The organism is Denitratimonas tolerans, assembly GCF_037203605.1.
Lineage (GTDB): Bacteria > Pseudomonadota > Gammaproteobacteria > Xanthomonadales > Xanthomonadaceae > Denitratimonas > Denitratimonas tolerans.
Genome location: NZ_JBBDHC010000007.1, coordinates 13,704 through 38,270 on the forward strand (window position 1 = coordinate 13,704; position 24,567 = coordinate 38,270).

General features: G+C 68.1%; 22 protein-coding genes. 6 read left to right on the plus strand and 16 right to left on the minus strand.

The genetic code is table 11. The annotated features are described in order from the left end of the window. Window positions 1-50 precede the first annotated feature (50 nt). A complete protein-coding gene (speD, locus tag WB794_RS06185) occupies window positions 51-881 on the plus strand; it encodes an adenosylmethionine decarboxylase (protein ID WP_337334976.1) in 831 nt (276 codons plus the stop codon). Between the two features lie 83 nt (window positions 882-964). Here speD and WB794_RS06190 read toward each other — a convergent pair whose 3' ends face one another. The 7 genes from WB794_RS06190 to WB794_RS06220 all read right to left on the minus strand — a co-directional run bounded on the left by WB794_RS06190 (window position 965) and on the right by WB794_RS06220 (window position 8,915). Further along, window positions 965-1,696 (minus strand): glycine zipper 2TM domain-containing protein, encoded by a 732-nt coding sequence (locus WB794_RS06190; protein WP_337334977.1) that lies wholly within the window; start codon window positions 1,694-1,696, stop codon window positions 965-967. A gap of 98 nt (window positions 1,697-1,794) precedes the next feature. Continuing rightward, window positions 1,795-2,943: a metallophosphoesterase gene (locus tag WB794_RS06195; RefSeq protein WP_337334978.1), complete on the minus strand. Its 1,149-nt coding sequence runs from the start codon at window positions 2,941-2,943 to the stop codon at window positions 1,795-1,797. Between the two features lie 54 nt (window positions 2,944-2,997). Then, window positions 2,998-4,170: a MalY/PatB family protein gene (locus WB794_RS06200; RefSeq protein WP_337334979.1), complete on the minus strand. Its 1,173-nt coding sequence runs from the start codon at window positions 4,168-4,170 to the stop codon at window positions 2,998-3,000. 99 nt (window positions 4,171-4,269) lie between these two features. Continuing rightward, window positions 4,270-5,574, minus strand: a complete 1,305-nt coding sequence (locus WB794_RS06205; RefSeq protein ID WP_337334980.1) for an ABC transporter permease — start codon at window positions 5,572-5,574, stop codon at window positions 4,270-4,272. A gap of 9 nt (window positions 5,575-5,583) precedes the next feature. Further along, on the minus strand, window positions 5,584-6,741 hold the full coding sequence (locus WB794_RS06210) for an ABC transporter permease (RefSeq protein ID WP_337334981.1): 1,158 nt from the start codon (window positions 6,739-6,741) through the stop codon (window positions 5,584-5,586). Window positions 6,742-6,825: 84 nt separating this feature from the next. Then, window positions 6,826-7,515, minus strand: coding sequence for an ABC transporter ATP-binding protein (locus tag WB794_RS06215; RefSeq protein ID WP_337334982.1), 690 nt, complete (start codon window positions 7,513-7,515; stop codon window positions 6,826-6,828). A gap of 173 nt (window positions 7,516-7,688) precedes the next feature. Continuing rightward, on the minus strand, window positions 7,689-8,915 hold the full coding sequence (locus WB794_RS06220; RefSeq protein ID WP_337334983.1) for an efflux RND transporter periplasmic adaptor subunit: 1,227 nt from the start codon (window positions 8,913-8,915) through the stop codon (window positions 7,689-7,691). Window positions 8,916-9,114: 199 nt separating this feature from the next. Between WB794_RS06220 and WB794_RS06225 the strand changes: the two genes are divergently transcribed. The 4 genes from WB794_RS06225 to WB794_RS06240 all read left to right on the plus strand — a co-directional run bounded on the left by WB794_RS06225 (window position 9,115) and on the right by WB794_RS06240 (window position 12,791). Beyond that, window positions 9,115-10,038, plus strand: a complete 924-nt coding sequence (locus WB794_RS06225; protein ID WP_337334984.1) for an ABC transporter ATP-binding protein — start codon at window positions 9,115-9,117, stop codon at window positions 10,036-10,038. After that, on the plus strand, window positions 10,038-10,799 hold the full coding sequence (locus WB794_RS06230) for an ABC transporter permease (protein ID WP_415926657.1): 762 nt from the start codon (window positions 10,038-10,040) through the stop codon (window positions 10,797-10,799). The genes WB794_RS06225 and WB794_RS06230 overlap by 1 nt, the downstream gene beginning before the upstream one ends. 157 nt (window positions 10,800-10,956) lie before the next feature. Further along, entirely contained in the window at window positions 10,957-12,192 is a 1,236-nt protein-coding gene (locus WB794_RS06235; protein ID WP_337334986.1) for a sensor histidine kinase, read from the plus strand. Then, window positions 12,189-12,791 carry a response regulator transcription factor gene (locus tag WB794_RS06240; protein ID WP_337334987.1) on the plus strand — a complete coding sequence of 201 codons (603 nt, stop codon included), beginning with the start codon at window positions 12,189-12,191 and terminating at the stop codon, window positions 12,789-12,791. The genes WB794_RS06235 and WB794_RS06240 overlap by 4 nt, the downstream gene beginning before the upstream one ends. Before the next feature lie 73 nt (window positions 12,792-12,864). On the opposite strand, the gene WB794_RS06245 is transcribed toward WB794_RS06240, so the two are convergent. Then, the gene (locus WB794_RS06245) at window positions 12,865-13,278 is read right to left on the minus strand and encodes a DUF2141 domain-containing protein (RefSeq protein ID WP_337334988.1); all 414 of its coding nucleotides are present in this window, start codon (window positions 13,276-13,278) and stop codon (window positions 12,865-12,867) included. Window positions 13,279-13,324: 46 nt separating this feature from the next. On the opposite strand from WB794_RS06245, the gene WB794_RS06250 reads away from it, so the two are divergent. Continuing rightward, the gene (locus WB794_RS06250) at window positions 13,325-13,738 is read left to right on the plus strand and encodes a hypothetical protein (protein WP_337334989.1); all 414 of its coding nucleotides are present in this window, start codon (window positions 13,325-13,327) and stop codon (window positions 13,736-13,738) included. Window positions 13,739-13,859: 121 nt separating this feature from the next. Here the strand turns inward: WB794_RS06250 and WB794_RS06255 are convergent, their stop codons facing one another. From WB794_RS06255 to WB794_RS06290, 8 genes are all read right to left on the minus strand, one after another. Then, complete coding sequence (locus WB794_RS06255; RefSeq protein ID WP_337334990.1) at window positions 13,860-14,201, minus strand: MliC family protein; 342 nt, start codon at window positions 14,199-14,201, stop codon at window positions 13,860-13,862. Between the two features lie 38 nt (window positions 14,202-14,239). After that, complete coding sequence (locus WB794_RS06260; RefSeq protein WP_337334991.1) at window positions 14,240-14,779, minus strand: GNAT family N-acetyltransferase; 540 nt, start codon at window positions 14,777-14,779, stop codon at window positions 14,240-14,242. Continuing rightward, window positions 14,779-15,087 (minus strand): DUF6916 family protein, encoded by a 309-nt coding sequence (locus WB794_RS06265; protein WP_337334992.1) that lies wholly within the window; start codon window positions 15,085-15,087, stop codon window positions 14,779-14,781. Before WB794_RS06265 ends, WB794_RS06260 begins: the two co-directional genes overlap by 1 nt. 4 nt (window positions 15,088-15,091) lie before the next feature. Beyond that, window positions 15,092-15,445: a hypothetical protein gene (locus WB794_RS06270; protein ID WP_337334993.1), complete on the minus strand. Its 354-nt coding sequence runs from the start codon at window positions 15,443-15,445 to the stop codon at window positions 15,092-15,094. Between the two features lie 2 nt (window positions 15,446-15,447). Next, window positions 15,448-15,972 carry a phage tail protein gene (locus tag WB794_RS06275; RefSeq protein WP_337334994.1) on the minus strand — a complete coding sequence of 175 codons (525 nt, stop codon included), beginning with the start codon at window positions 15,970-15,972 and terminating at the stop codon, window positions 15,448-15,450. 12 nt (window positions 15,973-15,984) lie between these two features. Beyond that, window positions 15,985-16,488: a phage tail protein gene (locus WB794_RS06280; RefSeq protein ID WP_337334995.1), complete on the minus strand. Its 504-nt coding sequence runs from the start codon at window positions 16,486-16,488 to the stop codon at window positions 15,985-15,987. 12 nt (window positions 16,489-16,500) lie between these two features. Further along, window positions 16,501-17,010, minus strand: coding sequence for a phage tail protein (locus WB794_RS06285; protein ID WP_337334996.1), 510 nt, complete (start codon window positions 17,008-17,010; stop codon window positions 16,501-16,503). A 64-nt stretch (window positions 17,011-17,074) separates the two neighbouring features. Next, window positions 17,075-24,400, minus strand: coding sequence for an Ig-like domain-containing protein (locus WB794_RS06290; protein ID WP_337334997.1), 7,326 nt, complete (start codon window positions 24,398-24,400; stop codon window positions 17,075-17,077). Window positions 24,401-24,567 lie beyond the last annotated feature (167 nt).

Below are 24,567 nucleotides of genomic sequence, written 5' to 3' on the forward strand. Positions count from 1 at the left end.
GATTTGTTCGATAATCCGCCTCTTCCGCCGCCTTCCATAGGACATCCGCGTTGGTCAAGCCGCTGCCGCGCCTGAAGCTCCAGGGCTTCAACAATCTCACCAAGGCCCTGAGCTTCAACATCTACGACGTCTGCTACGCGATCACCGAAGAGCAGCGTCGGCGCTACATCGAGTACATCGACGAGGCCTACAACGCCGAGCGCCTGACGCAGATCCTGACCGATGTCGCCGAGATCATCGGGGCCAACATCCTCAACGTCGCGCGCCAGGACTACGATCCGCAGGGTGCGTCGGTGACGATCCTCATTTCCGAAGAGCCGATCATCGACAAGAAGCAGGCCGGCAAGGAAGTGCTGGCCGGCGCGATGCGCGAGCATCTGGACGCAGATCACCTCGACGCCAGCGTGGTGGCACACCTGGACAAGAGCCACATCACCGTCCACACCTATCCGGAAACCCATCCGCAGAACGGCATCGCCACCTTCCGCGCCGACATCGACGTGGCCACCTGCGGCGTGATCTCGCCGCTCAAGGCGCTCAACTACCTGATCGAGAGTTTCGAGTCGGACATCGTCATCGCCGACTACCGCGTGCGCGGCTTCACCCGCGACGTGAAGGGCAAGAAGCACTTCATCGACCACCGCATCAATTCGATCCAGGACTTCCTCGCCAAGGGCATCAAGAGCCGCTACGAGATGTTCGACGTGAACGTCTACCAGGAGAACATCTTCCACACCAAGATGCACGTGAAGGACTTCGATCTGGACACCTACCTGTTCGAGGAAAAGGCCAAGAACCTCTCGTTCAAGGAGCGCCAGCGCATCGAGATGCAGCTGCGCCAGGAGGTCGAGGAACTGTTCCACGGGCGCAACCTGGACTGATCCTCCGGACCCGGCGGCATCAAGAGGAAGGCCCGGGAATCCCGGGCCTTCTTCGTGTGGCTGGTGGCCGCTGCGCGTCGCGCTCAGGGATCGATGCCGCGCACCGGCAGCTTGATCCTCTCGCCCGGATCTTCCGCCACGCGCGCGCTGCGGGTTTCCCCGCCGTAGCTGTAGACGATGTCGTAGGCGATCACCCGGGTTTCGGTGTCGTTGACCTTCTCGCACTGGCGCTCGATGCGGGTTTCGGTCTTCTTCGCCTGCTGGCTTTCCTGGATCTTGCGGCCCGCGATGGCACCGCCGACCGCGCCGGCGATGCGCGCCGCGTCGCGGCCGCTGCCGTCGCCGACCTGGTTGCCGATGGCACCGCCGACGATGGCACCGATCGCGGTGCCGGCGATCTTGTTCTCGTCCTTGGGTGCGACCTGGTAGACCACCTCGACGTCGCGGCAGACTTCCTGCGGGTTGTCGATGGACTGGCGCACCGGTGTCACGCTGATCACCTGGGCGTACTGCCCGCCGGATGCGGCGGCCGGCGGCCTGGGTGCCGGCACCGGTTTCGGCGCTGCGGCGGGCGCGGCCGGTGCAGCCGGCGCAGCGGGTGGTGCCGCCGGCTGTGCGGGTTCGGCGGTCAGGGCCGGATCCACAGGTGCCTCGACCTGCGTCTGGGCATCAGCCGGCGGCGAGGCCTCGGCCGGCGCGGCGGGTGGCGGTTGAATCCGGGTGGATGTATCGGCCGGAGCCGATGGATTCTGGCAGGCCGCGGCCAGCAGGCAGGCGGCGGCGAGGGGAAGCCACTTCGTACCGTGGGTCGTCATGGCGCGATGCTCCTTTTTGATGGATGCCGGTGGGTCTGGATCGGATGCCGACGGTGCGGAATCCGGCGTGCCGCACCTTACGCCGCTGCGGCTGAACCTCAGGTGCCGGATTCAGCCGGCTGAGGGGCAATTTCCAGCGGGCTGCGATCGCCGTTGACCGCAGCGCGATACCAGCGCCCTCGGTCGCGGCGCACTGCGCCCATCACGGCGCGACCGGTTCCCGCGTCGCGCGCCGGGTACACCTGCACGCCGATCACCCGCCCTGCGAACAGTGCGCTGACCTCATCGAGCGCGGTGTGGCCGACCAGGATGGCGCGCACGCCGAAGTGGCGACGCAGCGCCTCGATCTCCTCCGCACGGGCCTCGGGCGCTGCCGCGCCGCGCGCAAAGTAGCCGCGATACCATAGCGGCCCGGAGGAACCGATCGCAAAATCATGCAGCGGCGGGCGTGCCGAATCGGCGCGCCCGTCCAGCACCTCGCGCACCGCGCGGCTGAGCGCGGCGGCGGACAGGTCGCGCTGCACAACCTGCGGCGAGATCCCGCCGTGCGCGAGCAGCACGTCGCCCGCGCGCAGGATCGCGCCGCGCGTGCGCAGCCACTGGCCCAGCACGCTGTCCGCATCGAACAGTTCGGCATAGGTCGTCACGCCCAGCGCATCGGCGTCGGCGAGATAGCGCGGGTGGAGGTAACGCACATCGCCGCGCAGCGCCAGCAGCTCGTGGTTTCCCAGCAGGAACTCGACGCTGCCGCCCGCCGCTTCGGCCTCTCCCTGCAGCTGGTACACCAGCCAGAGCACAGCCACCTGGTGCGAGCCGCGGTCGAATGCATCGCCCAGGAAAACGAGGTGGCCAGCGCCGAAGTTCCAGCGCAGCGCAGCGTCGATGATGCCCTGATGACGCAGCAGTTCGACCAGAATCCCGTACTCGCCGTGGATGTCGGCCACGACGAAAAGCGGCGCGTCCGATTCCACGTTCAGCGCATCGGGTGCCCTGTCGGCCGGCGCGCGCAGGCGCACCTCGAACGCGGGCGCACCGTCGCTGCCATCGACCACCATCGCCTGGTCGCGGGTGAGCGTTTCGGTGCGCGCCGCGGGTGTTCCCCCGGTCTCGACCACGCGCCGCACGGTCCAGCCACCGCCCGGTTCGGGCCAGGCGTAAGGCCCGTCCGCCATCGCCAGAAGCGGAGCCATCGCGAGCAGCAGCGCCGCGAGGCGACGGGCTGGAATCGACATCGAGTGTGGCGTCATGCGGCGATTGTGGCGGCTGGATTGCGCGCCCGTCCAATCGCAGCGGCCGGGTGCTTACGCCGCATCCAGCGCCTCGGCCATGCGTTCCAGCGCCTCGCGCATCAGCGGCAGCGGCATCGCGAAGATGAAGCGCAGGTGGTCCTCGCCCGTGCGCCCGCAGGCGGCACCATCGGTGCACAGCACGCCGGCCTTCTCCAGGAAGAACGCCTGCGCCCCGCGCTCGAAGCGGTAGTCTGAAAAATCCAGCCAGGCGATGTAGGTACCTTCGGGCGGACACACGCGCACTCGCGGCATGCGCTCGGCCACGAAGGCCAGGAGCGCATCGCGGTTGCGCACGAGATACGCGCGGATATCGTCGAGCCAGGGCAGGGCCTCATCGAACGCCGCCGTCGTTCCCGCCAGCCCGAGGTTGGCCGCGCCGTGCATGGCCCATACGCCCACCGCGTTCCAGTGCGCCTGGTCGGCGTCGTTGGAAACGATCAGCTGTGCGCACTTGAGCCCGGGCAGGTTGAAGCCCTTGGACGCCGCCATGCCCGTGATCGTGTGCGCGGCGGCGCGCTCGCCGATCGATGCATAGGGAATGTGCGCATGGCCGGGAAACACCAGCGGCATCCAGATCTCGTCCGCGAAAACGCGCCCGCCCTTGCGGTGAACCACGTCCTCGATGGCCACAAGCTCGTCCCGCGTGAACACCCGCCCGGTCGGGTTGTGCGGATTGCACAGCGCCAGCAGCTGCCCGCCGGCGTCGAAGGCACGCTCGATCGCCGCAAGATCGTTGCGGAAGCCCGCGCCGTCCGCCGTTCGCGTCATCGGCACCTCGATCACCTCCCGCCCCAGCGTCGGCGGCAGCGAGAGCAGCGGCATGTACGCCGGCGTCGGCACGATCACCTTGCTGCCCGGCCGGCTGAAATGCTCGATCGCGGCCTGGTAGATCGCCACCACGTCGGGCATCTCGTGGATGCGGCTCTCCGCCACCTCCCAATCGTGCCGCTCGCGCAAATAGCGCGCGACCGACGCGCGCATCTGATGCACATACCGCGGCGGCAGATAGCCGAACAGCCCGCGCTCCACCTCCCGATGCAGCGCGCGGGTGATCTGCGGCGCAATCCCGTAGTCCATTTCCGCGATGAATGCCCCCAGCGCCCCGTCGCGCCGGTTCCACTTGGTGGCCCCCGTGGCGCGCAGCGCATCCAGCGTGATCGCATCAAGCTCGGCGAAGCCGGGCATGGGGCCTCCTGCAGGGAAATGGCTGAACCCGATGGTAGCTGGCCCGGCGTCAGGCCTGGATGCCGACGCCTGGGTGGACAGCCGGGCGCAGTGCCGGGATCACACCTCCCGCAGCGCCGTGGTGATGGGCAGCCGCGCCGCGCGCAGGGCGGGGAACAGGCCGCCGATCAGGCCGATGCCCAGCGCCCACTTGAGGCCGGTCCACAGCAGCTCCGGCGTCACGCGGAACTGGAACACCACCTGGCTGAAGTTGTTGCCCAGGGTCGAGGCGCTGAAGTTGTTGAACAGCAGCCAGGCGACCAGGCCGCCGACCACGCCGCCAAGGAGGGCGAGCAGCAGGGTTTCCAGCATCACCGCGGTCACGACCGGGGTGCCGCGAAATCCGATGGCGCGCATGGTGGCGATCTCGCGGGCGCGGGCGGCGACGGCGGCGTACATGGTGTTGAGCGCGCCGAACACCGCGCCCACGGCCATGATGCCGCCGATCACGGTGCCGAGGATTTCCAGCAGCCGCTTGAGGCCGCCGGACTGCTTGGCGAAATAGGCGCGCGTGGTGAAGACGTCGAGCTTTAGCTGGGGATCGGCCTCCACCGCCGCCTTGAAGGTTTCGAAGCCCTCCTTGCCGGTGCGTACCAGCACCGATTGGTAGGCACCGCGGTTGTAGCTGGTGGCCAGGGTCTGCGCATCGCTCCACAGTTCCGATTCGTAGGCATCGCCGGATTCGAACGCGCCCACGACCGTCCACTGCTGGTTGCCGAGCATCAGCGTGTTGCCCACCTCCAGCCCGCGAAACTGCGCCTGTGCGCCGCGGCCGGCCGCGATTTCACGCAGGCCCGGCGCGGGCGCGCGGCCCTCGACGACGCGCACGTTCTGGCGCACGCGAAATGCGTCCTCGCCGATACCGCGGAACTGCACGTTGGTGTCGCTGCCGTCGGCCCGGGACTGAAGGTTCACCACCTGCGACAGTTCGGCCGAAATCAGCGGCCTGCCGTCGGCGTCCTTCTCGATGCCGGGAAGGCTGGTCAGCAGCGGCACCTGGCTGCGGGTGATGACCGAGTTGGTTTCCGCCTGCGAGCCGCCGCGCAGCACGATGGCGGTTTCGTCGTTGCCGGCGGCATCGAGCGTGGCCTGGAAGCCCTCGCCCATCGCCAGCATCGCCACCAGCACGCCGACCACGCCGGCGATGCCCACGACGATCACCGAGGACGCGCCCCAGCGCTGCGGCAGGCTCGCGATGCCGATGCGGGTGGCTTCCAGCGCAAGACGGCCGGTGCGGGAGAAAGCCAGCCACAGCCCGACAAGCACCGCGACGGCGAGCACGCCCTGCCAGGGCAGCGCGATCCAGACGCCAAGCGCCAGCAGCATCACCAGCAGTACGACGAGGTTCTTCAGAAAGTTCTTCATGGTTTTTCCTCAGCGGCCGGCCAGCGCGTCGACGATCTTCAGCCCGCGTGCGCGCAGCGCGGGCAGGAGCCCTACCGCCACGCCGATGGCCGCCATCAATCCCAGGCCCATGCCCCAGGTTTCGCCCGGCACGCTTTGCAGCGCCACCATGCCGCCGCTGGCCTTGGCCAGGCCGGGAATGATCGCCGATGCCAGCCCCAGGCCCAGCACGCCGCCCAGCACCACCAGCAGCACCGATTCGGCCAGCACCAGCGCCAGCACGATGCGGTCGGTGAAGCCGAGGGTCTTGAGCGTGGCCAGTTCCGGGATGCGCTCGCGCACCGCCTGCGCCATGGTGTTGCCGGTGAGCAGGACCAGGGTGAAGAACACCGCGCCCATGATCGCGGTGACGATCAGGCCGATGTCGGCGAACTGTTTGGCGAACGCCTGCTGGAAGGCCGATTCGGTCTGGGTCTTGGTTTCGTGGTCGGAGTTGGCCGAGAGCGCGTCGATGGCCTGCGCCACCCGCGACGCCTGCGCCGCGTCGTCGAGCACCACGGTGAACCAGCTCACCTGGTTCTTGATGTAGTCGTTGGCCTCGTCGAAGTAGGCCCAGTTCATCACCAGCTGCTGTTCCTGACCCACCTGCGAGCGGTCCTTCGCGCGAAAGATCGTGGTCAGTTCGAGCGGCCAGTCGTTGCTGCCGCTGCGCGGGAAGATCGTGGCCTGGAGCGGGATGGTGTCGCCGATCTTCCAGCCGTGCTTGAGCGCCAGCGCCTCGCCCACGGCTGCCGCGGTGCGGGTGGCCTTGAACGCCTCCACCTGCTCGGGCGGCGCCTCGAACTCGGTATAGACCTCGAAGTAGTTGGGCGCCACCGAGAAGTTGGGGAAGAAGTTCCGCATGTCCTGGTAGATGCCGCCGAACCACATCGCGTAGGTGGTCTTCTGCACGCCGGGAATGCCCTCGATCTGCTGCAGCAGGCGGATCGGCAGGGTCTGGGTGATAGACAGGCGCGAGGAGACGATCAGGCGGTTCGCGCCGTCCACGCTGCCGCCGGAGTTGAACGCCACGCGCACCGAATCGAGCAGGCCGAACAGGAGGAAGGCGGTGACGACCGACAGCAGCGTCAGCGCGGTGCGCGTGCGGCTGCGGAACAGCTGCGCCCAGATGAGGTGGAGGTATTTCATGGCGCACATCCCTGTGCGCCACCCTGCGGGCGGCTTCGCCGTGAAAAACGCCGATCCTGTCGTTTTTTCATGATGACCTCCGACTCAGTGCGCGGCGGGCGTGTCGACCAGCTCGCCCTTGTCCAGATGGATGGTATGGCGCGCGTACTCGGCGGCCTTGGGATCGTGGGTGACCATCACGATGGTCTTGCCGTGCTCGCGGTTGAGCAGCTGCAGAAGGCCCAGCACCTCTTCGGCCGAGTGGCGGTCGAGATCGCCGGTCGGCTCGTCGCAGATCAGGAAGGTGGGATCGGAAACGATGGCGCGCGCGATGGCGACGCGCTGCTGCTGACCGCCGGAAAGCTCGTTCGGCTTGTGGCTGCGGCGGTCCGCGAGGCCGACCAGGGTGAGCGCGATCTGCGCGCGGCGGGCGCGCTCCTTCGCATTGAGGTGGGTCAAGAGCAGCGGCAGCTCGACGTTCTTCTGCGCGCTGAGCGTGGGCATCAGATTGTAGAACTGGAACACGAAGCCGACGTGGCGGCTGCGCCAGGCGGCGAGCTGGCCGGCGCTCAGGGTGTCGATGCGCTCGCCTTCGATCGTGATCTCGCCGCCGCTGGGCGAATCCAGCCCGCCGATCAGGTTCAGCAGGGTGGTCTTGCCCGAGCCCGAAGGCCCCATCAGCGCAACGAAGTCGCCGCGCTCGATGTCCAGGTCCACGCCGTGCAGCACGGCGACCTTCTCCGGGCCGCGGGTGTAGGTCTTGGTGAGATTGCGGATGCTGACCAGGGCTGACATGGAGATTCCTCTGTGTGATGTGGGTCGGCCCTACGCGGCCGACGGAAAGCCGTGCGGGCAATGGAATGACACGATGCCCGGCGCGTCGGGGGCGTCGCCCCGACCTGCGGCACGAACGCGGGCATTGCTCAAGCGCAGGTCGGCCTTGCGCGGCCGACGGAAAGGCATCCGGTTCATCGCGGCGCGGCCACCCGCACCGCATCGCCATCCTTCAGTTCCGGCGGTGGATCGAGCACCACGACCTGCCCGGCACCGAGCCCCGACAGCACCTGTCGCCCGTCGCCCAGCGCGATGCCGGTCTCCACCGTACGCAAGGCCACCTTGTCGTCCTGCAGCACGAACACCCGGCTTGCGCCATCGCGCGACACGATGGCGCCCTGCGGCACCCGCACGCCGCGCGGCTGCTCGGGTTCGTCCGCGCGTTCGGCCTCCAGGAAGCTCACCCGCACGCCCATGTCCGGCACGATGCGCGCGTCCTTTTCCCTGAGCGCCACGCGCACCTTCACCGTGGCCTTGCCGCGGTCGGCGGCCGGGATGATCGCGATGACTTCCGCCGGGATCTTCCAGTCCTGGTAGGCATTGAGCACCGCCTCCACCCGCATCCCGGGCCGCACCCGGCCGATGTAGGACTCGCCCACTTCCACCTCCACTTCCAGCGAATCCATGTCCACGATGGTGCCGATGCCGGTGCGGGTATAGCCGCCGGTGGCGAGCGGGGAAACGATCTCGCCCGGCTGCGCCGCCTTGGCGATCACCACGCCGGAAAACGGTGCCCGCACGATGGTGTTGTCCACGCCGTTCTTCGCGATTTCCAGCGAATCGGCGGCCACCTTGGCGTTGCGCTGCGCGGTGACGTACTGCGCGCGCAGGGTGTCGCGCTGCGCCACGGCGGCCTCGTACTGCGAATGCGAGACCAGGCCGCGATCGACCAGTTCCTTGAGCCGCGTGGCGTCGGTTTCGGCCTGTTCCACCTGCACCTTGATCGAGGCGATCTGGCTGTGCGCGGCGGCAAGCTGCGCGCTGGCGAGCGCAAGCTGCGCGTCGGCGTCCACCGGATCGAGCCGCGCCATCACCTGGCCCTCCTCCACCCGCATGCCTTCCTCGATCAGCACCTCCAGCACGCGCCCGGTGACCTTGGCCGACACCGTCGCCATGCGCCGCGCCACCACGTAGCCGCTGGCATCGAGCACCGAGGCGCTGGCGGCGGTGTTGCCGATGGCGATGACCGGCGCGGTGCGCACTTCGACCGCAGAATCGCGCCCGCCCAACAGCCACGCGGCGGCGGCGATGACGACGAGTGCAACCAGCGCCAGCACCCACCACTTGCCGCGCGAAGAAGGGGGCGGCGGGGCGTTGCGTTCGATGCGCAGTTCTTTCAGCAGTTCGGCGGAAGCGTTCATGGGAGGTGGAGACAGGAAGGGGGCGGCAAGTGTGACCGAATCGGGTGGCCGAGCGGGGCAAATGACGCCGGCGAGCAGGATGCCGTCGGCACGAAGCCGCGCCAAGTGACAAGCATCACCCTCATCGCATGAGGCCCACCACTGCCTCGCGCGAACCCCGCGCGCCAGCATGGCGGCATCTTCCTTCGCGGTGTGCACGATGACACAGACTAGTCTCCCGCTGGCCCGCCTGCGTGCCGTGCACAAGCGCTACGGAAACCGGGTGGCGCTGGCCGGTGTCGATCTTTCCGTTCCTGCCAGTCAGGTGCTCGCCCTGCTTGGCCCCAACGGTGCGGGCAAGAGCACGGCGATCTCCCTGCTGCTCGGCCTTCTGGAGCCGGACGCCGGCAGGGCCGAACTGTTCGGGCAGAACCCAGGGCAGCTGGGCGCGCGCCAGCGGATCGGCGTGATGCTTCAGTCGGCGAGCCTGCCGGCCACGCTGAAGGTGCGCGAGCTGATCGATCTGACCCGCAGCTACTACCCGGCGCCGCATAGCCTCGATGCCTGCGCCGACATGGCCGGCGTTGCCGATCTGCTCGATCGTCGCTACGGCAGGCTCTCGGGCGGCCAGCAGCGGCGCGTGCAGTTCGCCCTGGCGATGTGCGGCCGGCCCGATCTGCTGTTTCTGGACGAGCCCACCACCGGGCTGGACATCGACGCCCGCCGCGCCATTTGGGCCGCGGTCCGCGCTCACGTCGCTGGCGGCGGCGCGGTGCTTTTGACCACGCACTACCTGGAAGAAGCCGAGGCGCTGGCCGACCGCGTTGCCGTGCTGGATGCCGGCCGCATCCTGGCCGAAGGCAGCGTGGCGGACATCTGCGCCCGCATCGGCCAGCGCCGCATCCGCTGCCTCAGCGCGCAGGTGCCCGAGGCGCTGACGCGCTGGCCCGGCGTGATCGAGGCGCGCCGCGACGGCCCGCGCATCGAAATCATCACCGACGCCGCCGAAGCCGTGCTGCGCCGTCTGCTGGCCGAGGACGCCGCCCTGAGCGAGCTGGAGGTCGAGCGCGCCGGGCTGGCCGAGGCCTTCCTGCAGCTGACCGCCGATAAGCCCGCCGGCACATCGATCAGGGAGGCCGCATGATGAACGCGCTCGCCCAATCCGGCCCCGCCCATTCGCCATGGCGTGCCTACCGGAACGAGGCGCGCTGCGAGTTCATCCGGCTCTGGCGCACGCCCGCGTTCTCGCTGCCGGTGCTGCTGTTTCCGGCGATGTTCTACGTCCTGTTCGGCGTGCTGCTCAGCCGCGGCAGCGGCGATGCAGCCACCTTCCTGCTCGCCACCTACGGCGTGTTCGGGGTGATGGGCGTGGCGCTGTTCGGCTTCGGCGTGGTGGTGGCGGAAGACCGCGAACAGGGCCTGCTGACGCTCAAGCGCGCCATGCCGATGCCGCGCGGCGCTTACCTGTTCGCCAAGATGGCGATGGCTGCGCTGTTCGCCGCGATCGTCTCGCTCCTGCTGATGGCGCTGGCGGCGACGCTGGGCGGCGTCGCGCTCGCGCCGTGGCAGTGGCTCGGCCTGTTCGCGATCAATGTGGCCGGCGTGCTGCCCTTCGCCGCGCTCGGTATGTGGCTGGGAACCCACTTCTCCGGCGCGGCCTCGGTCGGGGTCATCAACATGGTGTACCTGCCGATGGCCCTGCTTTCCGGCCTGTGGATGCCGCTGTCGATGCTGCCCGGGATATTCACCACGCTCGCGCCGCTCTGGCCGGCCTGGCACCTGAGCCAGCTCTCGCTGAAGCTGATCGGTGCCGATGCCGGCATGGCTTCGGTGCTGCACATCGCGGTGCTGGTCGCACTGACAGCGCTGTTCTTCTTCCTGGCGCTGCGGCGGCTGGCGCGATGAAGACGCTCCAGGGCGGGTGCCCGGCGTACCATGAGCGCACCATGCCGCTGCCGTTCCCGCCCAGCCGATTTCCCGCCCGCGCCTGCGGCAGGTGCGCCCTGCCGGACCGCCTTGCGCCGCGGAATGACTCGGGGCACGGGCGGCAGGAGGATTTCCGATGAGCCACCTGCTGCCCGCACCCGGTGGCAGGCGCTGGATCCTCGCCCCGGCGCCCGGATCGATCGCCGATCAGGAGCTGCGCGCCGGGCGTTCGCCGTGGCTGCCGATGATCCACCTGGTCTGGTCGGTCTGGGTGTTCCTGACGCCGCTGTTTTCCGATGGCGACTACGGGTTCACGCCGCGCTGGTTCGCGCTGACGGCGCTGTCCTATCCCCTGTTTCTCCTGCTCTATCTCGCCACGGTGTTCGCAGCGCCGCGCGCGGCCTACGCCTGTGCGCTGGCGCTGGTGGCGCTGTGCTTCGCGCTCCTGCCGTGGTATCCCTCCGGGCTGTCCTATTTCGTGTTCGGCTGCGTGATGCTGCAGCCGCGCCGCAGCGGCGGGCTGTATCGCTATCTGGCGCTGCTGGCCGTCCTCAATGTGACGCTGGTGGTCTGGGCCGCACAGATCGGCTATGCGTGGCAGGCACTGGTGTGGATCCCCACGGTCACGGCAATCATCGCCGTCATCGTCATGGTCGAGCGCGCCAACCACGAGCGCGACGCGGCGCTCAAGCTTTCGCACGAGGAAGTGCGCCGCCTCGCCGCGACGGCCGAGCGCGAGCGCATCGGGCGTGACCTGCACGACCTGCTCGGCCACACGCTTTCGATGGTGGCGCTCAAGTCCGATCTTGCAGCGCGGCTGGTGGAGCGCGATCCGGCGGCCGCGCGCGGCGAGATCGCCGAGGTGAGCGGCATCGCGCGCGACGCGCTGGTCCAGGTACGCCAGGCGGTCAGCGGCATCCGCGCGGCGGGCATCGCCGCCGAGCTGGCCTCCGCTCGCCTGCTGCTGGAAACCGACGGCGTCGCCTTCGACTACCGCCTCGACGCGGCATTCTCCGGGGCCGGGCTGCCGGCGGACGTGGAGAACGCGCTGGCGATGACCGTGCGCGAGGCCGCCACCAATATCCAGCGCCACGCGCAAGCGCGACAGGTGGAGGTGCACCTCGGCGTCGAGGGAGAAGTTGCCGTGCTGCGCGTGATCGATGACGGACGCGGCGGCGCGCTGCGCTCCGGCAACGGCCTGGCTGGAATGCGCGAGCGCCTTGAGGCCGTCGGCGGCACCCTGCGCATCGACAGCCGCCCCGGCGCGGGAACCCGCATCGAGGCCCGCATACCGCTGGCGCGGAAATCCGATGCGCTCGCTCCCCTGCTGGCGGGGGAGCGGGCCGGGGTGAGGGGGGCTTTGGCTCCATGATCCGCGTCCTGCTGGCCGAGGACCAGGCCATGGTGCGCGGCGCGCTGGCGGCGCTGCTGGGGATGGAATCGGACATCGAGATCGTCGGCGCGGCGGCCGACGGCGACACCGCCTGGAACGAGCTGCGCCGTCTCACGCCCGATATTCTTGTCACCGATATCGAGATGCCGGGCGCCAGCGGCCTGGAGCTGGCGCGCCGGGTGCAGCACCACGGGTTGCCGGTGAGGGTGGTCATCGTCACCACGTTCGCCCGCGCCGGCTTCCTGCGCCGCGCGCTGGATTCGGGCGTGGCCGGATACCTCCTGAAAGACGCCCCGGCCGAGCAGCTTGCAGACGCCCTGCGTCAGGTGCACCGCGGCGGCCGCGCCATCGACCCGCAGCTGGCGCTGGAAGCCTGGACCGAATCCGACCCCTTGAGCGAGCGTGAGCGCGAGGTGCTGCGACTGGCCGGCGAGGGAATGTCTTCGGGCGACATCGCTGCGCGCATGAACCTCTCCCAGGGCACCGTGCGCAACTATCTTTCCGAGTGCATCGGCAAGCTCGGCGTCGGCAACCGCATCGAGGCCTACCGACTGGCGCGGCAGAAGGGCTGGCTGTAGCGCGTAATGTGAATAGTTCGCTGTGCCGGGCTCTTGCCGCACCGAACGGCTGGTTGTCGGCAGCCGTGGAGAGTCAGCGCATCTCCACCTCGATGCGACGCCCGCCTTCCGGCAATTCGAAAACGGCTTCGTCGAAGCGCGCGCGCCGCATCAGCCGGGGATTGTTGCTGAAGCCGTAGCCTTCCTTGGGGATGCCCAGCACCGTCTTGTCCAACGTGCCGTTTCCGTTCTCATCATGCATCACCAGAACGCCGTAACGCCCCGGCTCCAAATCCGGGAAACGCAGATCAACCTGGCCCTTGGATGCGTCCACGCGCTGTGCCGCGCGCGCCTTGGCGCGGCCATCCCATCCATCTTCCGAATCGAATACAGCCACCAGAATTTGGCCTTTGTCGTTGGCCACTCGGGTCAGGCGGACGTCCAGATCCGCGGCCAGCGACGATGTGACGGTGGCCACGGAGAACAACAAAACCAAAGTGCGCGTCATGGTGATTGGCTCCTGCATTCAGTTGAGGGAATGTCAGTGTCCATTGATGCACCCTGATTTTCAGGTATCGCCTGTCACCGTATTGGATGACACACGTCACCCCGGGCTGGGTCGTGCGCGCCTGGCTACGCGCGTGGCGGTCTTTGAGGGAAGCGCAAATGACATCCGCGCCAGGAGCAATCAACCGACTCCGGCATCGGCATCGTTCCTGCCGCATTTCCATCACCCGCGCGTGGGCTTCAACGTCAGGCAAAACCCAAGCACCCGCGCCAGTTTGCCGACGGTTTCAATCGTGGGGAATCGGAGTGGTCAAGGCTGTGGCCGGCTGCGCCGCGCGCCCGACATTCACGTCGCCGATATCGAAGTGCCCGTTGCCAACGGGCCCGGAGCTGGCGCATGGCGTGCGGCACCGCCGTCCGTCGGCGAGGGTCGTCATGGGCCGGAAATGCTGCGCACATGAACTTCCCCCAGGGCACCGCGCGCATCTTTCCGAGTGCATCGGCAAGCTCGGCGTCGGCAACCGCATCGAGGCGCACTGCTGCCGCGACGCCCTGCTTGCCGCTGCGGCCGCCCGGCGAAGCTCAGCGCGCCGCGCAGTTTTCGATCACCGCCCCGGAGCTGCCGTCGTCCAGGTGGACGAAGAGCGAGGCGGTGGAACCCGGTCCGCTGCCCTTGGTCCACCACTCCACGCCGCCGCCGACATAGCGCGCGCCGCTGGCGGATATCGCGATGGTGAGTTCGTAAGTGCTGCCCTGGTACTCGACCCGCGCGTGATCGGTGTCCGGGTAGCCGGCTTTGATGAGAATGCCGCTTTCGCACTGGTAAGTGGTGGTGGCATTTGAAGTCGCCACATCCAGCGTTCCGGCGCAGGCGGTCAGCGCCAGAGTGCCCGACAGTGCGGGAACTGAAAGAGTAGGGCGCATGGGGTGTTACTCCGTGCTCGTTGGGTCGACGGCGGACATCATGCCGCAGAACCGGTGCCGCCGCCTGCTGGGATCCCCTTTGGTCGCCACTCCATCAGATGGTAGACACCGTGCTCGCCGATCTTCTGAAAGCCCAGGCGGCGATACAAGGCCATCGCACGATTGAACTGTTCGACATGGATGCTGACGGACAGGTTTTGCGCGCCGGCCGCCTCCAGCAGAACGCGAAGCAAGGCACCGCCGATGCCCGCGTCACGGTGCCCGGGCAGCAGGGCGATATCGACGATGCGCAGTTCCGTGGTTCGCCAGTGCAGATACAACCGCCCCACCGCCTGGCCGTCGCGCTCGATCACCAGGAACTGTGCGTCGGCGTAGTGGGTGGCGTAGTGCTGGTGCTGGGCGTGGAACTGGAAGCGCAGGAACGCGGCTATTTGCGCTGCGTCCCAGTCGGTCTGGGCCATCTCCTCGGTGCGCGTGCCGGCGTAGATGCGTTCTAGCAGGGGCAGGTCGGAATCGAGGGCCGCGCGCAGATGCAGGTGTGGTGGAAGGTCGGCGCGGATATCGGGCGGCTGCGGCATCAGGTGAACACGGCCTCGTATCGCATGCCTTCAGCCACCGGCCCGAGGCAGACCAGGAAAAGTTCGAGCGGCGGCAAGGACGGATGGCTGACCCGGTAGATCCCCTGCGCCAGGTTTGCTTCGTGCGGGCCGAGCCAGAGCAGGGAAAACTGCCGGCTGAGCCGCCCCATGCCCTGGGCTTCGCGCAGGTTGTTGGCTTCGACCAGCCGGGCATCCACGGCCTGCGGGCCGTCCCCGATCCGGAACACCTGCCCGAGGAGCGGCTCGAAGAGCGCGAGGGAGAACTCCGGGACGGCCGTCTCACCCATGGGATCAGACCCGCACGTGGCGCAGGCGGTTGATGCAGGCCACCGGCCCGTCCTGCCCCGGCTGCAGGTAGAGGGATTCCTCGGTCCCGCCACAGCGCAGCGCGTAGCTGCCCTCGCCGGGCCACTCGCCTTCCACGGTCTGGAATACGAGGTTGGCCTGCACGGTGTCGCGATCCACGCGCACGCCGACAACATCGGCCAGGCGCAGCCGCACGCCGTCGGCGGAAACGAATTCGGCTCCCAGCCAGGCGCGCGGATCGTCCAGCAGCGCCGGGCGCCGCGCGGCGATCGCACCCAGCGGTGCCGCGGCCGCGAGGGCGGCGGCGCTTGTACACAGCATGAAATGACGGCGTTTCATGGTCATGTCCTCGGCGGAAACACGCCCTGCAGGGCGATGCAGAAGTAGAAGGCAAGGTAGGGCATCATGTTGTTGTGCGGCTGATCGCCGCCGGCCGGCGAGATGGACTCCTGCGCCATCGGAACTAGCGGCGCACCGGTGGGCGTGCCGTAGGGCATGGTGCCGACGACGCGTGCGGGGGAAAGACCCTCCGGCGATTGTGCGTCGGCTGGTGCCGCGCTGGCGTTCACTGGATGGCTGTGCGAAGGAATTTCTGACGTGAGCAGCGTCACGCTCTCCGAGCCGCCAGTCTCTCCCAGATCGCGGAGCGACAGTCCCGGTCCCTGCCCCGGGTGCATCGGGGCACGCCCGCCGAGGTTGGGCAGGGCGAAGTTGCTCTTGCCATTGCCGCCGTAGGTGGTGCCCAGGAGTGAAAACAGGGCGGTGTTCTGGGAAAGCGGCAGCAGCTGCCCGTCGCACCAGGCCCAGCCGCGGGGCGCGAAGTTGAACGGGAAAATCCGGATTTCGGCCACGAAAGGATCGGCCATGTCTGTCTCTCCTCAGGTTGGCGACGGGAAGATGCCGAACAGCGAAATGATGAAGTTCACGCACAGATAGGGCTGCAGGTTCGTGTGCGGCTGGCTTCCACCCGCGTTCGACAGCGCCTGCCCCGCCATGGCCAACGCACCGGGTGTGGTCTGGTAGGCATCGAACGTCGTGGCCTGCGCCAGTACGGCGTTTTGCGGACTGCGTTCGGTGGCGATCGAGCTGCTGGCCAACGCCGCATGGCTGTGGGCGGGCATCTGGCTGGAGGTCAACGTGACCTCTTCGGAACCGCCGGTCTCGGCAAGGATGAAACCGTTGCCCTGGTGGATCGGCAGCCGGCTGCGCAGGTCGGGCAGGGCAAAGGTGGACTGCCCGTCGCCGCCATAGGTGGTGCCGATTAGATTGAACAGGGTTTCGTTCTCGGAGATGGGCAACAGCTGCCCGTCACAGAACATCCAGCCTGCGGGTGCGAAGTTTCCCGCGAACATGCGGACTTCTCCGACATAGGGTTGAGCCATGGTGCGTGCTCCTCAGGTGGGCGACGGGAAGATGCCCTGCAGGGCGATGCAGAACGACAGGGTCAGGAAGGGCTGCATGTTGGAGTGGGGCTGTGACCCGCCGGCCGTACCCACCGTGCCCGCCGCCATGGCCACCAGGTTCTCCGGCTTGCCATAGAGCGGCAGTGCGGGCTGGGCCAGAAGGTTGCCCGCCGGCACGATCGGCACGGCATCCCCCGCCTTGGAGGTCGCGCTCTGCGCGTGCTGGTGGGTCGGCAGCTCGGCCACGCTGAGGGAATGCGCTTGTGCGCCTCCCCGCATCCCCAGGGTGTAAGCCGCGCCATTCGCGTGGATGGGTGTTCGGCCGCGCAGGTCGGGCAGGGCGAAATTGACCTGCCCATTGCCGCCGAAGGTCGTGCCCAGCAGGGAAAACAGGGCCTGGTTCTGGTTGATCGGCAGGAGCTGGCCGTCGCATAGGGCCCAACCCTTGGGCGCAAACGCGAAGCTCATGATCCGGATTTCGGAAAGAAAGGGCTCTGCCATGACGTGGGTTCCTCCAATGGTGCGGATCGCTCCGCTTCGGCTGTTGTCTGCGCTGCGGTGACGATCAGGGTGGCAACACCGGCGCGGTGAGGGTCAGGGAGCAGCCGGCCGACGCCGCGGTGCTGGCGCTGAGGGCGTTATTGCCGATCAGCTCGGCATTGGCGCTTGCAGTACCGGTAGGCGCGCGATCCAGCAGCTCGCAGGTGGAGCTGCCGGTTTCCACCAGCTCAAGACACACTCCCAGGAGATCCCCGGTGCAGCCGCCGCTGGGTACGGCCACAGTGTTGCCGGCGATATCCGCGCGCAGGCTGTTGCAGGTGCCGACGCAGTTGGACTGCACGTGGACGCCGGCGAGCGGGTAGTCGGCCGGCTGGGCGTTGGTGGCGACGTTGTTGTCCGTCACCGTGATGTCCATGCGGCCGGTGCCGTTTCGGTTCACCACGTCGATGCCGCGTCCGTTGCGGATTTCGCGCAGGGTGTTGCCGGTGACCAGGAGCTGCTTGGTGCCGCCGTCGTTGCCGACAAGACGCACGCCGTTGCCGATGGGTGAACCCGAGTTTGGAACGCTCGCATCGCCGATCTGGTTGTTGGCAATGCGGCCGCGCAGCGCGCCGGTGCTGGGAATGCCGTGGTTGGAGTTCAGCCCGTGGCTGCCACCGGAGACCGTGCTTGTGATGGTATTGCCGCTGGCGTTGAATCCGAGGCTGGCACCGTGCACCGCCGAGGCCTCGATCGCCAGGATGTTGTTGGCGAAGGTATTGCCGGTGATGGCGACCGATCCGAATACCGTGCTGTTGTTGGCGGCGATCTGGACACCAATCGACTGGGCGCTGGTGAAGGTGTTGCCATCGATGACGATGCTGGTGAAGGTGGGGGCACCTGTCACGCCTTCGATCAGCACGTGGTGGTTTCCAGCCGTCATGAAGTGGTTGCCGGCCAGCGAGAGCGAACCCAGCGTGCCGCTGGTATTGCGTACATAGACGCTGTTGTGGGCGCTGTTGGTGAAGCTCGAGTTGGTGATCGCCACGGCGCCGCCGAGCTGCGTGAACCAGATGCCTTCGTCCGTTGCGGAGTTGCCGTTGTTGAGCAGGAGGCAATAGTCACAGTCGAAGCCGTTGACGGCGTCACCCAAAATACCGTGATCACCACTGCCGGCGATCTGCATGCGTGCAAGGCTCACGTTGCGGGTGCTGGTGAGCGAGATGCCTGCCGCGGTGGCGTTCTGGATGGTGCCACCGCTGTTGGCCGAGCCGTCCCCGGTCACCGAGAGCCCGCCCGCGCTGCCGGTGTTGTTCAGCACGATGCCACTGCCGGCACCGTTGGCGGAAATGCTCTGGAAGGTGAATCCGGCGGCTCCCAAGGTGGTGTTGGCGATGTTCAACGCCGTGCCGGTCGTACTGGTAATGCTGTTTCCAGTGCCTTGTACCACCACGGTACCGCCACCGCTGGCGTTGAATCCGGTGGCGGTGGTGGTGTCGATGTCGAGACCGCCGTTGGTGAACTGGATCGTCGCGCCGGTGTTGTTGCTCAGGTCCAGTGCGACGCTGGTGCCGGTGTTGAAGACCTTGGTGGCACCGGAGAAGGTGATCGTTCCACCGCTGCGGTTGCTGACCCGAAGGCCGGTGCAGCCGCTGCCGCACGCCAGGGTGCCGCCGTACGAAATATTCCCGCTGCCGCCGGAGATCTGGACCACTGGGACGCCGGAGCCGGTTCCCGAGAGGGCGCCGTTGCCCAGCGCCAGCGTGCCGCCAACGTCGGTGAGGCGAAGCCCCTCGCTGCTGCTGCCCGTGACGGTGGTGGCGGTGAAGCCGCCGCCCGCCACGCTGCCGGTATCCAGGTTTAGTGCACGACCGGTGCCGGTGAGCGTGACCTCGTCGACCGTGAGCGTTCCGAATCCGGTGCCGGCGATATCGGTGCCGCCGGATGCGCCGGTATCGCCGATCGTGAACCCGCGCAGATGGTTGCCGCTGCCCAGCGTGATGGCCGTGGCGTTGCTGGCGGTGAGGGTGGGCGCGGCACCGCCCAGCGCGGGGAAGGCCGAGCCGGCAACGGGCGTCACACCGCTGTGTGCGGCCAGCGTGCCGCTGGCACCCTGGCCGATCAGGCGTACGCCGTTCTTGAGCGTGATGCCGGCGGCATAGTTCGTCGCGCTGGAGGCCACATGGATCGTGTCGTTTGCCACGCTGGCGCTATTGGCGGCGGGAATGTTCTGGAACGGACGCGCCTGGGTGCCGTTGCCACCCGCGGCGGCGGCCGCGTCGGTGAACCACACCGCCGCAGCGTTCTGGATGACAAACGCCACGTTGGCCGTGTCGCCGCCGGTGACCGTGTAGCAGAAGGTTCGCGTCTCATTGCGGACGCCGGCAGGCGGCTCGTAGCTGAAGCCGCCGTTGGCGGCCAGCGTCAGGCGCCCGTTGGCGGCACCGGCATCGAGCTGGCCGCCGGCCGCGGTGCCGGTGCAGCCGCCAAAGCCGAAGCCGGTGATCTGGCCGGCACCGAGGACGTCGTTGGCGGTCAGGCTGAGGGCACCGGCGGCGGTGCTGACGGTGAGATGCGGCGTGACAGCGACGCTGTCGTCGTTGGCGATCGCACCGAAGCTGAAGACGGCGGTCGCGTCGGCGGCCATCTGGACCGGAGGATCAATGCCGTCGACATCGCTGATGCCGGCCGCGCGTACGGTAAAGGCACAGCTTTGCCCCGCGATGGCCGTGTCGAGCGGGTCCAGCGTCACGCTGTTCGCGGGGCTGGCGGTGGTGACGCCGAAAGCAACCGGGGTGCCGGATGGACACTCCAGATCGAAGCTGACGTTGGCCGCATTGGGCGTGGTGTCGAAGCTCACCGGCTCGCTGAAGCCGACGACGATGGAACCGGTCGGATTGACGTTGCTGGCGCCGTTGGCGGGCGCGATGGATATCACGCTGGGCGCGGCATCCACGGAGAAGCTCCAAGTGTGGTTTGCCGCCATCGTGTCGGGCGGGTCCTGGCTGTCGGCGTCGTGCACGGCCGCGGCGAGCACGGTGGCGGTGCAGGCCGCGCCCTCGGGCAGCGTGGAATCAGGTGTGAAGCTGACGCTGGTGATCGCGGTCGCCGGAAGCGCGGGCGTGGACGTGGTGGAAATGGCACCACCGCAGTCGAGCGTGAACGCGCCGGCATCCAGGTTCACCGATTCGCTGAAGCTGACGCTGAGGCTTGGGGTCGTGTTGACCACGGCACCATTCATCGGCGTCGTGGCGGTGACGCTCGGCGGTGCATCCGTGGTGAAGCTCCAGGCGTGACTGGCGGCCATCTCGTTCGGCGGATCGAAGGTATCCACGTCCTCGATGCCTGCAGCCAGCGCGGTGACGGTGCAGGACGTGCCGGCCGGCAGGGACGCGGAGGGCGTGAGCGTCACGGTGTCGGTGCCGCCGCCGGCCAGGCCGAAGGGTATGGAGTTGCTGTCGCACAGGAAGCTGAAGCTGGATGCGCCCACCGTCACCGGCTCGGAGAACACCACGGACACCACCGTGTCGACGGGCAGATTCGATGCGCCGCCGGCCGGGGACGTGGAGAGCACGGTGGGTGCGGCGTCGACGTGGAAGCTTGTGATGTGGTCGGTCGCCATCGCGTCGGGCGGATCGATGGTGTCCACGTCGGTCACGCGCGTTGCCAGTACGGTGAGGGTGCAGACCTGGCCTTCGGGCAGCGTGCCGGTGTAGCCGGGCGAAAGGCTGGTGACATTGCTGCCGCTGTCCCCGCCGGTGATGAGGTTGGTGCCGCCGCAGCTGAGCGTGACGGCCCCCGCCGCCACGTCCACGGCTTCGGAGAAGGTGATCGACAGCGAGGCATTGCTCGCCACGGTCGCACCGTTTGCCGGCGCGGTGGAAACCACGCTCGGGGCTTCGTCGATGAGCAGGGTTACGGTGTCCTCGTCGAACAGCGCGCCGCCGGCACCGGTGTTGCCCAGATCGCTGGTGTGCAGCGTGAGCGTATCGGTACCGGTGGCGCTGGTGGCGTAGAGCAGACCCTCCATCACCAGGTTGATCTGCGCCTGCTGGCCCACCACGGTGACCGCGCTGCTGTTGTTGCCGGTGATCACCAGGTTGGGATGAGGTACGGCGGTCAGGGTCAGGGTGCCGTGCAGCACCGTCAGGTCGACCTGCACATCGCCGGGATCGGCATCGATATCCGACACGCTCAGCGCGTTGCCGTTGGCGGCGCTGAACTCGAGCACGCCGGTGATGACCTGCTGGGTGCCAGGTACGGTGTTGACCGGGGCGTCGTTGACGGCGGCGAGCGTGATCGCGACCGTATCGCTGGTGCTCTGCGAGCCGCCGGCGCCCGTGTTGCCGTTGTCGCTGCTGCTCAGGCTCAGGACGTCCGACCCGTTGTAGTCCGCATCCGGGCCGTATCCCAGGCTGGCCAGGCTGGCGTTCACGTCGGCCAGCGTGCCGCTGATCACCAGTGCGGCCGTTCCGCTGCCGGTGACAGTCGCCGCACCCGAGGCGCTGGCGGTGAGCGTTCCGTGCGTCACGCCCAGCGCGACATCCAGCGCGCCGGTGCCGATATCGACATCCGATACGCTGATCGCATCGGTGCCGCTGAAGGCCAGTACGCCATCCTCGTCCATGATCAACGCGCCGGGTACGGTGTTGACCGGGGCGTCGTTGACGGCGTCGACCGTGACGGTGAAGGTTTGCGCAGTGCTGGTGTCCGCGCCGCCGTTCGCGGTGCCGCCGTCGTCCACCAGCTGCAGCGTGAGGCTGGCGATACCGCTGGCGTCGGGCGCACTGGTATAGCTCAGTACGCCGGCCGGCGAGACGCTGGGTGCGACGGTAAACAGGGTCGGGTTGCTGTTGGCGGTGATCTGGAAGGCCAGGGCCTGACCGGATTCATCCGCCGGGCCGGCGGTGATCGCGGTGGCCCATCCCGCCACGGTCTGCGCGCCGGCGTCTTCGCTGACGACCTGGTTGGCACCGGCGGTGAAGCCGGGTGCGTCGTTTACCGGTGTCACGCTGATCGTGAAGGTTTGCGGCGCGCTGGTATCCACGCCGCCGTTCGCGGTGCCGCCGTCATCGACCAACTGCAGGGTGACGGTGGCCGTGCCGTTGGCATTGGCGGCGGGCGTGTAGCCAAGGTCGCCGCCCGAAGTGACCGCGGGGGCGGAACTGAACAGGGCGGGGTTGCTGTTGGCCGTGACCTGGAAGCTCAGTGTCTGGCCGGATTCGTCCGCCGGGCCGGCGCTGATCGCGGTGGCCCAGCCTGCGACGGTCTGCGCGCCTGCGTCTTCGAGCACGACCTGATCCGGGCCCGCGGTAAAGCTCGGTGGATCGTTCACGGCGTTCACGCTGATGGTGAAGCTCTGCGGCGCGCCGGTGTCCGCGCCGCCGTTCGCGGTGCCGCCGTCATCGGCCAGCTGGAGGGTGACGGTGGCCGTGCCGCTGATGTCGTCGGCCGGGGTGTAGCTGAGCCGCCCGTCCGGATCCACGGCGGGGCCTGCGCTGAACAGGGCGGGGTTGCTGTTGGCGGTGATCTGGAAGCTCAGGGCCTGGCCGGATTCATCCGCCGGTCCCGCGCTGATCGCGGTGGCCCATCCGGTCATGGACTGCGCGCCGGCGTCCTCGTTGACGCTCTGGTCCGGGCCCGCGATAAAGCTCGGCGCGTCGTTCACTGCCGTGATCTGGATCTGGAAGGACACCGTTGCACTTTGGTCCACGCCGCCGTTCGCGGTGCCGCCGTCGTCGCGCAGCCGTACCGTGAGGTTGGCCACGCCGTTGGCGTCCGGTGCCGGGGTGAAGCTCAGGCGCCCGTTGCTGCCGTCCACGGCCAGCGAGGGTGCCGTGGCAAACAGTGCAGGAGCGTCGTTCGCCAGGATGTCGAAGGTCAGAGTCTGGGTTCCGTCATCGCCGTCCGACAGGGCGCTGGCCCAGAGCGCGTCGTAGGCACCTGAATCCTCGTTCACGGTGACATCACCCCCCGCGGTGAAACCGGGCGCATCGTTCACATCGACAACAGAAATCGTCATGGAGGCGGTTGTCGACAAGGGCGGGCTGCCGGCATCGCTGACGCGCACGTCCAGGCTGTAGGGCGACGCCGAGAGCGACAGGGCAGCGGCGTCCACCAGGGTGAGGAGGCCGCTGTTCGCGTCCACCCCGAAGATTGCCTGACCGCTGCCACCGGTGATGGCATGGCTCAGCTGCCCGTTCGCGCCCGCGTCCGGATCGCTGGCCACCACCGTGCCGATCGCGGTGCCGTTGGCGGCGTGCTCCAGTACGGTGAACGCCTGGGGAGCCAGCAGCGGCAGTTCGTTCGCGTCTTCAACATCCACCGACGCCGTGACCGGAAGCGTCCACCCGGTCACGCCGGTCAGCGTGGCCGAGAAATCCAGCTGGAACTGCGAATGGGTCTCGAAGTCCAGCAGCGTGGCGTTGGCGACCGATAGCGCGGTGCTGAGGGGATCGAACGCAAACGCGGCAGCGGGTGCCTGGCCGGTCAGGTTCAGCGCAAGGATCGACGACAGGCCGGTCGAGGCGGGTCGCACCGTGCCCGCTACGGTGCCGTTCGGGCTGTTTTCCTGGATCGTGAACCGCGTATCGATCAAGGGTGGAATCAGCGTCGACAGGCGGGTTTCCTCGACGTCGATGCGGAAAAACACGGTGCCGCTCTGCTGCTCGGCGAAAGCCTGGCGTATGTCGATGGGCGGCTCGTCCTGGGTGGCGTCGCCCTGTGGATCGGTCAGCACCGGTGCGCCGGTCCAATCGTCGATATTTCCGTCCAGTACGTGCAGCATCGCGGCCCACGCCAGCCCGCTGAGTCCCAGCGCCCAGCCCACCACGAGAATGGAAAGGAACTGTGGGCGGCGGCGGACCACCCAGATCGTGCCGACGGCCAGGGCGAGCGCCAGTGTCGCCAGCGCGAGCAGCGAGGTGGCAGGAATGAAGGTCGGATTCAGGGGGATGAATCCCAGTTGCGGCACGAGCACCGCGTCGGTCAGGTCCGCTCCCCCCAGCAGCGCACCTTCGCTGCCGAAGGTCAGGCGCCAGTCCACTCGCGTCGTGGGCGCGCCAAACAACCGGAGCGGTGCGCCCAGCTCGATCACGTCGAATCCCGGGCTGCCTTGATCAAAGCCCACCGGATAGGGATAGCTGCCCGGCACGGCGGACGCCGCTCCGATGACACCCGATTGGCAGTGCGCCAGATGCTGCCCCACGACCTCGGGCGGGTCCACTGCGACTTCCGCGGTCAGGACCGCCTCGATACCGGGCACCGCCCCGGCCGCACCGGTGATCGTGCAGCCGGTCGCCGGGTTGTTGTCCAGGTCCACGTAGACCGAGTACGCATGCGTCTGGGCAAACGCCGGGGTCATAAAGGCCGCCAGCCATGCCAGCAGCGCCACTGTCCGGATCGATTTCATGAAATCCCCTGTGCCGAACGCGGAGCCGCGTCATCCCGGCGGTGTGAGCAAATGAGAATATTCTTGTTTGAGGCGCGTCGTCCAGCAATGGTCACCTTCGCGCACCGGCCCAGCTCCCCCGTTCCGCGGATGCCACCGGCGGCTGTTGTCGTGCGTCAGTCCTCCGA

What these genes read in the sequence shown, in the direction of transcription:
- WB794_RS06235 (WP_337334986.1), top strand. Translation starts at nt 10,957, where the DNA reads ATGAGCCACCTGCTGCCCGCACCCGGTGGCAGGCGCTGGATCCTCGCC.
- WB794_RS06225 (WP_337334984.1), top strand. Translation starts at nt 9,115, where the DNA reads ATGACACAGACTAGTCTCCCGCTGGCCCGCCTGCGTGCCGTGCACAAG.
- WB794_RS06285 (WP_337334996.1), bottom strand. Translation starts at nt 17,010, where the DNA reads ATGGCAGAGCCCTTTCTTTCCGAAATCCGGATCATGAGCTTCGCGTTT.
- WB794_RS06265 (WP_337334992.1), bottom strand. Translation starts at nt 15,087, where the DNA reads ATGGGTGAGACGGCCGTCCCGGAGTTCTCCCTCGCGCTCTTCGAGCCG.
- WB794_RS06290 (WP_337334997.1), bottom strand. Translation starts at nt 24,400, where the DNA reads ATGAAATCGATCCGGACAGTGGCGCTGCTGGCATGGCTGGCGGCCTTT.
- WB794_RS06255 (WP_337334990.1), bottom strand. Translation starts at nt 14,201, where the DNA reads ATGCGCCCTACTCTTTCAGTTCCCGCACTGTCGGGCACTCTGGCGCTG.
- WB794_RS06260 (WP_337334991.1), bottom strand. Translation starts at nt 14,779, where the DNA reads ATGCCGCAGCCGCCCGATATCCGCGCCGACCTTCCACCACACCTGCAT.
- WB794_RS06250 (WP_337334989.1), top strand. Translation starts at nt 13,325, where the DNA reads ATGCACCCTGATTTTCAGGTATCGCCTGTCACCGTATTGGATGACACA.
- WB794_RS06210 (WP_337334981.1), bottom strand. Translation starts at nt 6,741, where the DNA reads ATGAAATACCTCCACCTCATCTGGGCGCAGCTGTTCCGCAGCCGCACG.
- WB794_RS06270 (WP_337334993.1), bottom strand. Translation starts at nt 15,445, where the DNA reads ATGAAACGCCGTCATTTCATGCTGTGTACAAGCGCCGCCGCCCTCGCG.
- WB794_RS06240 (WP_337334987.1), top strand. Translation starts at nt 12,189, where the DNA reads ATGATCCGCGTCCTGCTGGCCGAGGACCAGGCCATGGTGCGCGGCGCG.
- WB794_RS06220 (WP_337334983.1), bottom strand. Translation starts at nt 8,915, where the DNA reads ATGAACGCTTCCGCCGAACTGCTGAAAGAACTGCGCATCGAACGCAAC.
- WB794_RS06195 (WP_337334978.1), bottom strand. Translation starts at nt 2,943, where the DNA reads ATGACGCCACACTCGATGTCGATTCCAGCCCGTCGCCTCGCGGCGCTG.
- WB794_RS06275 (WP_337334994.1), bottom strand. Translation starts at nt 15,972, where the DNA reads ATGGCCGATCCTTTCGTGGCCGAAATCCGGATTTTCCCGTTCAACTTC.
- WB794_RS06200 (WP_337334979.1), bottom strand. Translation starts at nt 4,170, where the DNA reads ATGCCCGGCTTCGCCGAGCTTGATGCGATCACGCTGGATGCGCTGCGC.
- WB794_RS06215 (WP_337334982.1), bottom strand. Translation starts at nt 7,515, where the DNA reads ATGTCAGCCCTGGTCAGCATCCGCAATCTCACCAAGACCTACACCCGC.
- WB794_RS06190 (WP_337334977.1), bottom strand. Translation starts at nt 1,696, where the DNA reads ATGACGACCCACGGTACGAAGTGGCTTCCCCTCGCCGCCGCCTGCCTG.
- WB794_RS06280 (WP_337334995.1), bottom strand. Translation starts at nt 16,488, where the DNA reads ATGGCTCAACCCTATGTCGGAGAAGTCCGCATGTTCGCGGGAAACTTC.
- WB794_RS06245 (WP_337334988.1), bottom strand. Translation starts at nt 13,278, where the DNA reads ATGACGCGCACTTTGGTTTTGTTGTTCTCCGTGGCCACCGTCACATCG.
- WB794_RS06205 (WP_337334980.1), bottom strand. Translation starts at nt 5,574, where the DNA reads ATGAAGAACTTTCTGAAGAACCTCGTCGTACTGCTGGTGATGCTGCTG.
- WB794_RS06230 (WP_415926657.1), top strand. Translation starts at nt 10,038, where the DNA reads ATGAACGCGCTCGCCCAATCCGGCCCCGCCCATTCGCCATGGCGTGCC.